The organism is Myroides sp. LJL119, assembly GCF_054871605.1.
This window is the reverse complement of the sequence record NZ_JBTXLO010000001.1, coordinates 355511-367786: the sequence shown is the minus strand read 5'-3', so window position 1 is coordinate 367786 and position 12276 is coordinate 355511. Positions and strand designations below refer to the sequence as shown.

At 33.5% G+C, this 12276-nt stretch carries 9 protein-coding genes; 6 read left to right on the top strand and 3 right to left on the bottom strand.

Annotated elements, in window-relative coordinates; translation table 11 throughout:
* Position 1 precedes the first annotated feature (1 nt).
* Complete coding sequence (locus ACYSNV_RS01655) at positions 2 to 595, bottom strand: thymidine kinase (RefSeq protein ID WP_461760819.1); 594 nt, start codon at positions 593 to 595, stop codon at positions 2 to 4.
* 103 nt (positions 596 to 698) lie between these two features.
* On the opposite strand from ACYSNV_RS01655, the gene ACYSNV_RS01650 reads away from it, so the two are divergent.
* From ACYSNV_RS01650 to ACYSNV_RS01630, 5 genes are all read left to right on the top strand, one after another.
* Positions 699 to 2339, top strand: coding sequence for a hypothetical protein (locus tag ACYSNV_RS01650; RefSeq protein ID WP_461760818.1), 1641 nt, complete (start codon positions 699 to 701; stop codon positions 2337 to 2339).
* Position 2340: 1 nt separating this feature from the next.
* Positions 2341 to 3012, top strand: a complete 672-nt coding sequence (rsmI, locus tag ACYSNV_RS01645; RefSeq protein WP_461760817.1) for a 16S rRNA (cytidine(1402)-2'-O)-methyltransferase — start codon at positions 2341 to 2343, stop codon at positions 3010 to 3012.
* A 104-nt stretch (positions 3013 to 3116) separates the two neighbouring features.
* Positions 3117 to 3539 carry an OsmC family protein gene (locus tag ACYSNV_RS01640; protein ID WP_461760816.1) on the top strand — a complete coding sequence of 141 codons (423 nt, stop codon included), beginning with the start codon at positions 3117 to 3119 and terminating at the stop codon, positions 3537 to 3539.
* Positions 3540 to 3542: 3 nt separating this feature from the next.
* A complete protein-coding gene (recJ, locus tag ACYSNV_RS01635) occupies positions 3543 to 5243 on the top strand; it encodes a single-stranded-DNA-specific exonuclease RecJ (protein ID WP_461760815.1) in 1701 nt (566 codons plus the stop codon).
* Positions 5244 to 5319: 76 nt separating this feature from the next.
* A complete protein-coding gene (locus tag ACYSNV_RS01630) occupies positions 5320 to 6309 on the top strand; it encodes an aspartate-semialdehyde dehydrogenase (RefSeq protein WP_461760814.1) in 990 nt (329 codons plus the stop codon).
* A 94-nt stretch (positions 6310 to 6403) separates the two neighbouring features.
* Here ACYSNV_RS01630 and ACYSNV_RS01625 read toward each other — a convergent pair whose 3' ends face one another.
* Positions 6404 to 8350 carry a sensor histidine kinase gene (locus tag ACYSNV_RS01625; protein ID WP_461760813.1) on the bottom strand — a complete coding sequence of 649 codons (1947 nt, stop codon included), beginning with the start codon at positions 8348 to 8350 and terminating at the stop codon, positions 6404 to 6406.
* 417 nt (positions 8351 to 8767) lie between these two features.
* On the opposite strand from ACYSNV_RS01625, the gene ACYSNV_RS01620 reads away from it, so the two are divergent.
* On the top strand, positions 8768 to 9427 hold the full coding sequence (locus ACYSNV_RS01620) for a response regulator (RefSeq protein WP_461760812.1): 660 nt from the start codon (positions 8768 to 8770) through the stop codon (positions 9425 to 9427).
* Positions 9428 to 9491: 64 nt separating this feature from the next.
* On the opposite strand, the gene acnA is transcribed toward ACYSNV_RS01620, so the two are convergent.
* Complete coding sequence (acnA, locus tag ACYSNV_RS01615) at positions 9492 to 12221, bottom strand: aconitate hydratase AcnA (protein ID WP_461760811.1); 2730 nt, start codon at positions 12219 to 12221, stop codon at positions 9492 to 9494.
* Positions 12222 to 12276: the final 55 nt, after the last annotated feature.

Sequence of the window (12276 nt, the reverse complement as noted above, 5' to 3'; positions counted from 1 at the left end):
TCTATTTTTTATTATTTGAAAGATGCATTGCTCTATAAAAAGCTGCTCGACTAAGAGGTTCGTATTCTTGGATCTCTCCTAATACAACCAGATCTTGACTATTTGTTTTTCTGAAACTATAATTGGCAAGATTTCCAGTACGTGTACATATAGCATGAACTTTAGTTACATACTCAGCTGTCGCCATTAAATAAGGCATGGGGCCAAATGGTTGACCCTTAAAGTCCATATCTAAACCTGCTACAATAACACGGATTCCCATATTGGCTAAGTCATTGCAAACCTGCACAATTTCTTGGTCGAAAAATTGTGCCTCATCAATAGCTACAACATCACAGTCTTTACCTAAGGAAAGAATCTCAGTTGCAGATTTCACTGGTGTTGAATGAATTTGTGTTGAATCATGAGAAACAACTAATTCATCATGATACCTAGTATCAATAGCTGGTTTAAAAATTTGTACGTTTTGTTTTGCAAATTGTGCTCTTCTAAGGCGTCTGATAAGCTCTTCTGTTTTTCCAGAAAACATAGAACCGCATATTACCTCAATAGAACCAAATTGTTCTTTATGATTAACAGGTTTTTCGAGAAACATTTTGTAAATTTCAAGCTGAAATCAGCGATTTTTTTTTGTTATTTTGTATTAGGCAAATTTATCAAAAAAAAGCTCTGTAAATTAATAATACAAATTAAAAGTTATGAAGAAAGTCTTAGAAGCAGAATTGGTCACTATGGCACACCGTATCTTACGTATGAAAGACAAAGATGTTGATCATTTGCTAGTAAATGCCAAAAGCTTATATGAAAAGTTATTGATCTTAAAATTTTATCAAGATAATTTTGAGTTAGGACTAATTCAAGACATTACCAAACAGGAGTTAGAAAGCAAATTGGAGGCTCATGTAACTCAAACAGATTCTAAAGTTTTAAACACGAAAGAGCCTCGTCACCAAATGCCACAAGATTTAATAGAGCAAGATTATCCACTGGTTATTGAATTAGAAAATGATAGGCAAATTGACTTGTCCAACCTTGCAATGATTCAAGCTGTTGAAAAGATTGCTCCAGAGATAATAGAAGATGAATTTACTAACAAAGCAGTAGAATATGATTTGAAGGTTTCAGATAGCTCTGCATACCTAGGTTCGGAAGATTTAGATTTAAGTAAGAAAGAGGTTTTTGATTATCTCGATACTTTAGAATCAGAATCTGAGTTATCATCTACGGATTTACAATCCGAGATAGTTTCTTTAGAATCAGAATCTGCGTTATCATCTACGGATTTACAATCCGAGATAGTTTCTTTAGAATCAGAATCTGCGTTATCATCTACGGATTTACAACCCGAGTTAGTTTCTTTAGAATCAGAATCTGCGTTATCATCTACGGATTTACAACCCGAGTTAGTTTCTGTAGAATCAGAATCTGAGTTATCATCTACGGATTTACAACCCGAGATAGTTTCTGTAGAATCAGAATCTGAGTTATCATCTACGGATTTACAACCTGAATTAGCGTCTATAGAATTAGAATCTGAGTTATCATCTACGGATTTACAACCGGAGTTAGAGTCCTTTTCTGAGGAATTGGTTCATGGTATTCCATCGGAATTTAGTGCATCAGAACTAGAGGATCAGGCTATTTTAGAGCAGTTAGCTAAGGAGGACCAAGAACGTGCAATCCTTGCAGAGTTGCAAAAGCAAAGTATTGATGATTCTATGTCTGATGTTAATATCTTGGAAGCCGAGTCAAATACAGCAAAGGATAAAGATGTATTAATTGTTAAACAAGACAACTCAGAGAAGTTGGATACTATAATTGTACCAGAGGCTGAGGTAACAGCAAAAGAGAGTATAGATAAAAGGGAGGTCGACCCTTTTGTTGGTTTTAATTTCATGGATTTGGATTTTCAAAGAGTTAATTCAGAGAATCGCCAAGAGTTTGTAGACCAAGACCAAGATGTGATTTCGAATCAACAAGATTCAGCCCATCCGCACCAAGATCAAGACCAAGATAAAGCTAAAGAGCAAAATACGTTGTTTAATTTAGAGTCAACCTCTGTTAAACAACCTCATGTTATTAAGTCAAAATCTATTAATGATATTTATAATGCTGTTATTACAGTAGGGTTGAATGATAGAATAGCTTTTGAGAAAAATCTTTTTGGTGGAAGCTCTGAGGATTTTAACCGTGTTTTATCACAACTAAATACAGTTAGTACCTTTGAGGAAGCTCTTAGTTTGATAGAGCACCTGGTAAAACCAGAATACAATAATTGGGAAGGAAAACAAGAGTATGAAGAGCGCTTTATGCAAATTGTAGAGAAACGTTTTATGTAATATGGGGAAATTATATTTAGTACCGACTCCAATCGGAAATTTGGATGACATGACATTTAGAGCAATCAATGTTTTAAAACAAGTCGATTATATTTTGGCGGAAGACACTAGAACAAGTGGAAAATTGCTAAAGCATTTTGATATTAGTACACCGATGATGAGTCATCATATGCACAATGAACATAAAACTGTAGAGAATTTGATTAGCAGGTTGCAAAGTGGTGAAATATTGGCTTTAATTTCTGACGCAGGAACTCCTGCTATATCTGATCCAGGATTTTTATTAACCCGTGCTTGTGTTGAACAAGGGATTGATGTGGAATGTTTGCCAGGTGCTACTGCTTTTGTTCCAGCATTAGTAAATAGTGGATTGCCAAATGATAAGTTTGTATTTGAAGGTTTTTTACCTGAGAAAAAAGGTCGACAAACTAGATTTGTGCAATTAGCACAAGAAACTAGAACTATGATAATTTATGTATCTCCTCATAAGTTAAATAAGACTTTGACCGAATTTATAGAATATTTTGGTGCAGATCGCCGTATTTCAGTTTCTAGGGAAATTTCCAAGTTACATGAGCAAACAGTTCGTGGTAGTGTTCAAGAAGTTTTGGAATACTTTCAAGCAAAGCCAGCAAAAGGTGAAATCGTAGTGGTTGTGGCTGGAAATAAATAAATAATAAGCTGTAATTATTTATAGAAAGTCAATGTATTGCCTTTGTTTAGGTAATACATTGACTTTTTTTTGATACATTTGAATTAAATCAAAAGGAATAAATTATGTCACATAAAGTTACAACGACTTGGATTGAAAACATGCAATTTGAGTCAACTAATCCAAGTGGAGAAGTTATTAGAATTGATGCAGGAGTCGATAATGGCGGTGATAATAAAGGATTACGACCAAAGGCTTTGATGTTATCTGCTTTAGCGGGGTGTAGTGGACTTGATATAGCTCATTTAATAAAAAAAATGCGTTTACAAGTCGATGAGTTTAAAATGGAAACTGAGGGAGTTTTAAGCCAAAGCGATCCGCAAACATATACTAAAGTAATCTTAGACTATCACTTCTATGGTGCTAATTTGGATCAAGCCAAGTTAACACGCGCAGTTAATTTGTCGATAGATAATTATTGTGGAGTAATGAATATGTTTAAGGAGTTTGCAGAGGTACAAACTAATATTCATTTCCATAATAAATAGCCAATGCGATGGATATTTAAAGCAGAAGTTGATCAAAATGCGGTGGAACACCTAAAAACAGTTTTAGGGGTAGATTCTGTTATAGCGACATTGTTGGTAGAGAGAAATATTACCACTTTCCAACAAGCAAAGTCATTTTTTCGTCCCAGTTTAGACCAATTACACGATCCATTTCTAATGAAGGATATGGATTTAGCGGTGCAACGTATACACAAGGCTATTCAAACCAAAGAAAGCGTATTGGTTTTTGGTGATTATGATGTGGATGGAACAACTTCTGTAGCAATGATGTCTTCGTATTTAAGGAAAATACTTCCGAGTGTTCGTACTTACATACCAGATCGATACACCGAGGGGTATGGTATTTCATTTCAAGGAATAGATTATGCCTTTAAAAAGGGCATAACCTTGATTATAGCTTTAGATTGTGGTATTAAATCTATAGAAAAGGTAGAGTATGCTAAAAATCTTGGAATAGATTTTATAATTTGCGATCATCATTTACCAGCAGAAAAGATACCAGATGCGATTGCTGTTTTAGATCCAAAACGTAGTGATTGCTCTTACCCATATAAGGATTTATGTGGTTGTGGTGTAGGGTTTAAACTTATTCAAGCCTTAGAGCAGGTTTATAATCGCGATGCAGAAACTTTAATGGTATACCTGGATTTAGTTGCAATGGCCATTGTAGCTGATGTAGTGCCTTTAACAGGGGAAAATCGTATCCTAGCTTTTTATGGATTGAAGGTAATAAACGAAAATCCACGACCAGGAATCAAAGCCTTATTATCTTTTTATAAGCAGAAAAGTTATACACTACAAGATATAGTGTTTAAAGTTGCACCTAAGATAAATGCAGCAGGTAGGATAGAACATGGTAAATATGCAGTAGATCTACTTACAGAGTTTACAGATATAGATGCTTTAGAAAGAGCTAAAAATATTATAAATATTAATGAAGAGAGAAAGCATATAGATCAATCTATAACAGAACAGGCACTTGTGATGATAGCTGAAACTTTAGAGATTAATAATAAAAGTACGGTAGTATTTAATCCCGAGTGGCATCGAGGTGTAATAGGAATTGTAGCCTCTAGACTTATAGATACCTACTATAGACCAACTATTGTCTTTACACAAAGTGGCGAGTTTTTAACAGGCTCGGCGCGTTCGGTAAAGAATTTTGATATCTATCAAGCCATAGAGAAATGTGAAGAATTTATAGTGCAATTTGGGGGACATAAATATGCAGCGGGTTTAACCATACATAGGGATAATTATGTGAGCTTTAAGCAAAAATTCGAAAAAATAGTAATGGAAAGTATAGCCGAGCTTGATCTAATCCCTGAACTTGTAATTGATAAAAAGATAGAACTAAACCAAATTACTCCAAAGTTTATTCGTATTTTAAAGCAATTTGAACCTTTTGGACAAGCTAATGAAAAACCTATTTTCTTTAGTGACAATCTTTATGATATAGGAAAGGGACATAGTATGGGGAAAAATCAAGAACACTTAAAATTATATGTAAAGCAACGTGGTTTGGAAACGGTCTCATTTGCTGCTTTGGGATTCGGATTTGGTAAATATGCGCCATCTTTGGAGAATCGTAGATTTTTTAATTTGATCTATTCCATTGAGGAAAATTTCTTTAGAGGAAAATATTCAGTTCAATTAGCTATAAAAGACATGCAATTGGTATAGTTTTTTATTTGCTTAATCAACTATAAAAAAATAAATTTGTTATTCGAAAAAAAACCATAATAAACTATATAATAAGATGAAAATAGCATTAGTAGGAGCTACTGGAATGGTAGGAGAGATCATGCTAAAGGTATTAGCCGAACGTAATTTTCCTGTTACGGAATTAATTCCCGTTGCTTCTGAGAAGTCAATAGGAAAGCAAATAGATTTTAAAGGAAAAAAATATACCATTAAGTCCATAGAAGAAGCTGTTGCTATGAAACCAGAGATTGCTCTTTTTTCTGCAGGAGGAAGTATTTCTTTAGAGTGGGCACCTAAATTTGCAGAAAATGGAACTACAGTGATTGATAATTCTTCGGCTTGGAGAATGGACCCAAGTAAGAAGTTAATTGTTCCCGAGATAAATGCTAGTCAACTTACAAAGCAAGATAAGATAATAGCTAACCCTAATTGTTCTACTATTCAATTAGTAATGACATTATCCCCTTTGCATAAACAATATACCATTAAACGTGTGATTGTTTCTACCTATCAATCCATTACAGGAACTGGTGTAAAGGCTGTAGAACAATTAGAGAATGAGTATAAGCAAATTAAAGGAGAAATGGCCTATGCTTATCCAATACACAGAAATGCGATACCTCACTGTGATGTTTTTGAAGAAAACGGATATACAAAAGAGGAAATGAAACTATCCAATGAAACCAAGAAAATTCTTTCTGATGATAGTATATTAGTAGCTGCTACGGCAGTTCGTATACCAGTTGTTGGAGGCCATAGTGAATCGGTTAATATTGAATTTGAGAAACCTGTAGACATTACTAATATTAGAAAGATTTTACATAATACACCAGGAATTGTTCTACAAGATAATATAGATGTTAATTCTTACCCAATGCCGCTTTTTGCAGAAGGAAAAGATGAGGTTTTTGTAGGACGTATTCGCAAAGATATTAGTTGTGAGAATGCTGTAAATATGTGGATTGTTGCTGATAATCTTAGAAAAGGAGCAGCTACAAATACGGTTCAGATTGCCGAATATTTAGTGGCTAATAATTTAGTTTAAAATACCACACATCCAAGTTAGAAGCGTTACTTAAAAGATAGATATAGTCCTTTTAAGTAACGCTTTTTTTATGAAGTATATTTTGAGTACACTTTTATAAGGACTTAGACTGTTTTACATCAAAGTATATAGTTACTCCTTGATTATGAGTTGTTTTTATTACTAAATTACTATTTAAATCCTTGGCTCTTTCATCCATATTTTTTAGCCCCAAGCCTTTTGTCTTAATAGTTGGGTCATTTTTATCAAATCCAACTCCATTATCTTTGATTTTCACACGTACCAAATTATTTTTTATAGTTACCAAAGAGATAAATGCTTGACTAGCACCAGAGTACTTATTAATGTTTTGTAGAGCTTCTTGAATAATACGATAAATATTTAACTTTTGTTCATTATTGTATAAATCCCAATTAATTTCTTCATCCATTTGTAAAATGAATTCTGTAGAAAATGAATTTTCTTGGTTAGAAACAAGATTCTTTAATAAGTCATCAAATGGATCAGAATCTTTAGATATTCTGTTGTTTAGTAAATGTGAAATTGTTCTTATTTCATCTTCAGATTGATGTAATTCACGAATAAGTATTTCTTTTTTTTGCTCGGGCGCGCATTCTAATTGCATAAGATGGAATCTAGCTGTAAAAATGCGATTAATAATTCCATCATGAAGTTCTTTAGCGATTCTTTTTCTTTCCGATATTTTAGCATTTTCAGCCAGCTCCTTTTGCTCTAGCATTAGCTTGTATATCTTCTCATTGGCTACTTGGTTTTTATTTCGTAAAAGTAAACGTTTATTTTTAGCATATTGTATAACAGAGAAAATAGTTATGCTAAACCCAAATACAAGTAAACAGGAAAGAAGTATTATAATCTGATTGCTCCAACTTAATTTATCATTAAGTTTACTTAGGTGATCAGCTTGATATTCTATTCTAGCAAACTTATTCTTAGTTTTTCTTTCTAATGCGCTTAGACTGTCATTCAGTGATATTAGTTTTTCTATATTCTTTGTTTGATTTTCTAAATCATAAACCGATAAAAATGCTAAAGCCTCTTTAGTACTTTGTAGTCTTTTTTCTTTGTTAGAGATAGCGTAAGCCTTCTTTGCATATTGAATAGCTTTTTGGTTATCATTGGTTAATTGATGATATTTTGCTTTTACTAGATAAGCACTAGGAATTCCACCTGCATGTAACCCAGATGTTAACACGTTTTGATCTAGGTTTAAAATTTCTTGTATTTGTGGTAATATGTTATCTAGTTCGTTTAACTCTAACTTTGCCTTAAGTAAATTAATTAATAATGTAGAATGTAAAGTGGGGAAGCTATCTAAACTAGGGTTTTCATATATTCCTTTTAGCGCATACTTTTTAGCGTTAGGGTAGTCTTTGGCATGAAAATATAAATGTGATAGATTATTATTAATGTTAGACTGAACAAAGTCGATTTTATTTGGTGGGAGTTGTTTTTTTGCGGCTATCTCTGCGATGATATTACTCGAGATATCAAAATATTCTTTTGCCTCTTGAAATTCAAATAGCTCTGTTAGATTTAAGGCCATCATATGATTACTTTCATATATTAATACAAAATCTTTTGTATTACTTAAATATTTTATTGCCTTGAGGTTTTCTTTTTCACTTTCAGAAAAAATTCCGTTATCAAATAATATTTTAGATTTAGCTAAAGCAAGATGCCCGGACTTAAGGCTGTCATTTAGAGTGTTGTAAATTTGCTCTGCTTTTACTAAATACTTATAAGTGCTATCTAATTGATTGTTCTTATAGTATTGACGAGATAATATTTGATATAGTTTAGCCTCTGAAAGGAAGTCGTTTTTGAATTTACTGTATTTTAGTGCTTTTTCTATTAAATCAAAAAATGCCAGGGAATCTATTTCTTTGCTACTATTTTGTAAAATAGTTACAAATAAATCCCGATTTTCTTGGTTGTTAACTTTAATCTGGTTAGCCGTTTTTAATAGCTCATGGATTTTTTCAGCGTTAAGAGATTCCTTTGCTAAGGTATCTAAAATCATATTTTCTGTTACCTCATACTTTAATAGCTGTTCTTTTTTTTGACAACTTAATAGTAGACACAAACAAACACTAAAAACAAGGGAAAATAATTTTAAGCGCATAGGTAAATAACAAGTCTTTATTCCGGTTTTATAAAAGTAGTATAATAAACTCTATAATATCTTGTTTTTATAGAAATGAAAGTTATTAATTATGCAAAAGTAACCAGAAAAGATACTTTTGATGGTTTAGTGTATTTTTAAGTGTTGTGTTATAAATCGTGATTAACGTTTTTAAAAGCTAATAAAATGATATAAAAGTGTCAATTTGTGTCAAGTAATTAAGAATTGTTAGTAATAAAAAATATTTATTGTGAGTTTTTGTTCTTATATTTGATAACCTAATTATTACTAAATGGTAGTAGAAATCTGTATAGTATGCTAAATATATTGTTAGTTGATGATCACCCTTTAATTGTGGAGGGGTATATTTTGGCTTTAGCTAAAGATAAGAATACTTTTGTTCAAGCCAATTTCGAAAAAGCGTTTGATTGTCAATCCGCTAAAGAGTGTATTGATCAATTTGTCGAAAGGGGACAAAGTTTTGATCTTGCTATAATTGACTTTTCTATTCCTACAGCTAGTGCTGAGAAGTTAGAAGATGGAGGAGATATCATTCTTTATCTTAACAAGCAGATGCCTTTATGCAAAACTCTTATGTTAACAGGACATACCGAAGTATTGACTATTTATGAAATTGTAAAAAATATACGTCCCGATGGGCTAGCTAGTAAGCATGAAATTAGCCCTCAAAGTCTGATTACCATTACCAATGCAGTTTTACAAGGTGAACGATATCAAAGTGATATTGTAAAGCATTGTCTAAATGAGATTGTACGTAAAGAAATGATGTATGATGATTATAATAGAGCAATCTTAGTGCATTTGGCTAAAGGTTATAAGCTTCAAGAGCTAGAAAACCATATTCCTTTATCTAATCCTACAATTAAAAAAAGATTAGCTAAAATGAAAACTGCTTTTGGTGTTAATGATACTGCTACTTTGGTTCAAAATGCTATAAAACTAGGTTTTGTCTAACGATATTTATTAATAATGCCCCAAAAAAGGAACTAACTTTTTTGGGGCATATTTAATTTGTTTCTTATTTAGATAGATAGTCTCTTAACACATATTGTAATATTCCTTGGTTCTTATAATATTGAATTTCAACCAGTGAATCTAACCTTGCCTTTACTTGAAAGGTTATAGAATTGGTTGAATCAACCTTTGCTATTACTTGTATTGTTTTATGAGGATATAAGTCATGACTTAAACCTTCAATTGTAAATTCTTCTTTCCCGGTTAACCCTATGGATTCCGCACTTTGTCCTTGGATAAATTCTAAAGGAATAATTCCCATTCCTATTAAGTTACTTCGATGTATGCGCTCAAAACTTTCAGCGATAACAGCTTTTATACCTAAAAGATAGGCTCCTTTTGCCGCCCAATCTCTAGAAGATCCACTTCCATATTCCTTTCCAGCCAACACAATCAAAGGAGTATTATCTTGTTTATATTTCATGGCTGCATCGTACACAGTTAGGGTTTGCTGACTTGGAAAATAAGTACTATAGCCTCCTTCTTTATTTGTAATCTTATTCTTTATACGGACATTTGCAAAGGTTCCCCTAACCATAACTTGGTAATTACCTCTTCTAGCACCATAGGAGTTGAAGTCTTTAGGTTCAACTCCTAGGCTAATAAGGTATTGTCCGGCCGCTGAATCTGGTGAGAAACTACCAGCAGGCGATATATGGTCTGTCGTTATAGAATCTCCTAGATATAATAATACCCTAGCATTTTGTATGTCCGTAATCGGAGTTGGTTGTTCGGGAAGATTTTCAAAAAAAGGAACTTCTTTTATATAAGTAGAACTAGGATTCCATTGGAATAGTTGACCTTTAGGTGCGGGTAAATCTTTCCAATCCTTTTCTCCATCAAAAATTACGCTATATACACTTTCAAAGTCTTGCTTTTTTAAAGAATGGTTGATTACCTCTTGAATTTCTTGATCAGTAGGCCATATATCTTTTAAATATACGGGTTTACCATTAGGGTCATAGTCTAATGGGTCATTTAAAAGATCAACGTCAACCCTCCCCACTAAGGCATATGCTACAACAAGCATTGGTGACATTAAAAAATTCATTTTAACCTGCGGGTGTACGCGTGCTTCAAAATTTCGGTTTCCTGAAAGTACTGATGCTACAATTAACTCTCCTTTGTCAACCGCTTGGGCCACTGGAGCAGGTAAAGGACCACTATTTCCAATGCATGAGGTACATCCATAACCAACAGTATGAAAGCGTAAAGCTTCTAAGTCTTCTATTAAACCAGATCGTTGTAGGTAATTTGTAACAACCTTTGATCCCGGGGCTAGACTGGTCTTGACCCATGATTTTGTACGTAATCCTCTTTGGATTGCTTTACGTGCCACTAAACCCGCACCAATCATTACCTGTGGATTAGAGGTGTTGGTACAACTAGTGATTGCCGCTATAACTATACTTCCATCTCCTATGACGTACTCTTTGTTCTTTTGTTTGATTCTAACGGTTCTTAGTGAGTCTTGTATCACTTTAGCAGGTGCACTATCTTTTTGTACTTGGTTAAGAGAAAACTCTGTTTGGGATCCCCCTTCACTAAGCCAGGCATATTGCGTTCTATCTTTCACTGGTACATATTGTCTTTTGTACTCTTTTTCTAAGAGCATGCAGAATTGCGAAGCTAAATCTTTAACTAAAATTTTGTCTTGCGGTCTTGAAGGGCCAGAGACAGTTGGTTGAATTTGATTTAGATCGAGCTCTATAATCTGGGTATATTCAATGTTTTCAGTACCAGTTCTCCACAGTAAGTTATCTTTAGCATACTTTTTAACAAGTTCAATTTGCTGTATGTCTCGGTTTGTACTTTCCATGTAGTTTAATGTTTGCTGGTCTATTGGGAAATAGGTTACAGTACAACCAAACTCAGGAGACATATTTGATATGGTGGCTCTATCTGTAACTGTTAAATGCTCTAAAGCATCTCCAAAAACTTCTACGAATTTACCAACTACATTATGCTTTCTTAAGAGTTCGGTAATAGTTAACACAAGGTCGGTAGCTGTAGTACCGGCTGGCATTTGCCCTGAAAGCTTTAAACCCACAACTTGTGGAATGGTAAAGTATATTGGTTGACCAAGCATTGCTGCCTCAGCTTCTATACCACCAACTCCCCAAGCAATAACACCAATACCATTAACCATAGGTGTGTGGGAGTCTGTCCCGACGCAAGTATCAGGAAATACCCAATTATCTTTTTGAATTACAACTTTACTTAGATATTCTAAATTTACTTGATGGCAAATTCCCATACCAGGAGGAACAACAGTGAAATTATTTAATTCGTTTTGGGCCCATTTTAGAAGTTCATAGCGCTCTGAGTTTCTTTCAAATTCTTTTTGTACGTTATCCTCAAAGGAGTAACTAGTACCAAAATAATCGACCTGTACCGAATGGTCAATCACTAAATCTACTGGAATTGCAGGATTTATTTTAGAGGCGTCTTTTCCTTTTTTAGTATATTCATCTCTTAACGAGGCGATATCCACCACTGCAGGCACTCCGGTGAAGTCTTGCATTAATACTCTTGCAGGTTTAAACGGAATGTCCTTATCAAAAGGTTCCCTTCCCCAATTTACTAAGGAAGCAATGTGTTGGTCTGTAAAAGAAAAGCCATCGTGATTTCGAAGTACGTTTTCAAGTAAAATACGAATAGAGAAAGGTAATCTTTCAACGGAAGTACCTTTTTGTTGTAAATCTCTAAGTGAAGCTATTTTCAGTGTTTCCATAATTGCGAAGTTTGATGTTTAAGTTACGTATTTTTTGTGAAAAGTCATACTATAA

Excerpts from the sequence above, each read along its gene's own strand:
- ACYSNV_RS01655 (WP_461760819.1), bottom strand. The coding sequence starts at position 595 with ATGTTTCTCGAAAAACCTGTTAATCATAAAGAACAATTTGGTTCTATT.
- ACYSNV_RS01650 (WP_461760818.1), top strand. The coding sequence starts at position 699 with ATGAAGAAAGTCTTAGAAGCAGAATTGGTCACTATGGCACACCGTATC.
- rsmI (WP_461760817.1), top strand. The coding sequence starts at position 2,341 with ATGGGGAAATTATATTTAGTACCGACTCCAATCGGAAATTTGGATGAC.
- ACYSNV_RS01640 (WP_461760816.1), top strand. The coding sequence starts at position 3,117 with ATGTCACATAAAGTTACAACGACTTGGATTGAAAACATGCAATTTGAG.
- recJ (WP_461760815.1), top strand. The coding sequence starts at position 3,543 with ATGCGATGGATATTTAAAGCAGAAGTTGATCAAAATGCGGTGGAACAC.
- ACYSNV_RS01630 (WP_461760814.1), top strand. The coding sequence starts at position 5,320 with ATGAAAATAGCATTAGTAGGAGCTACTGGAATGGTAGGAGAGATCATG.
- ACYSNV_RS01625 (WP_461760813.1), bottom strand. The coding sequence starts at position 8,350 with ATGATTTTAGATACCTTAGCAAAGGAATCTCTTAACGCTGAAAAAATC.
- ACYSNV_RS01620 (WP_461760812.1), top strand. The coding sequence starts at position 8,768 with ATGCTAAATATATTGTTAGTTGATGATCACCCTTTAATTGTGGAGGGG.
- acnA (WP_461760811.1), bottom strand. The coding sequence starts at position 12,221 with ATGGAAACACTGAAAATAGCTTCACTTAGAGATTTACAACAAAAAGGT.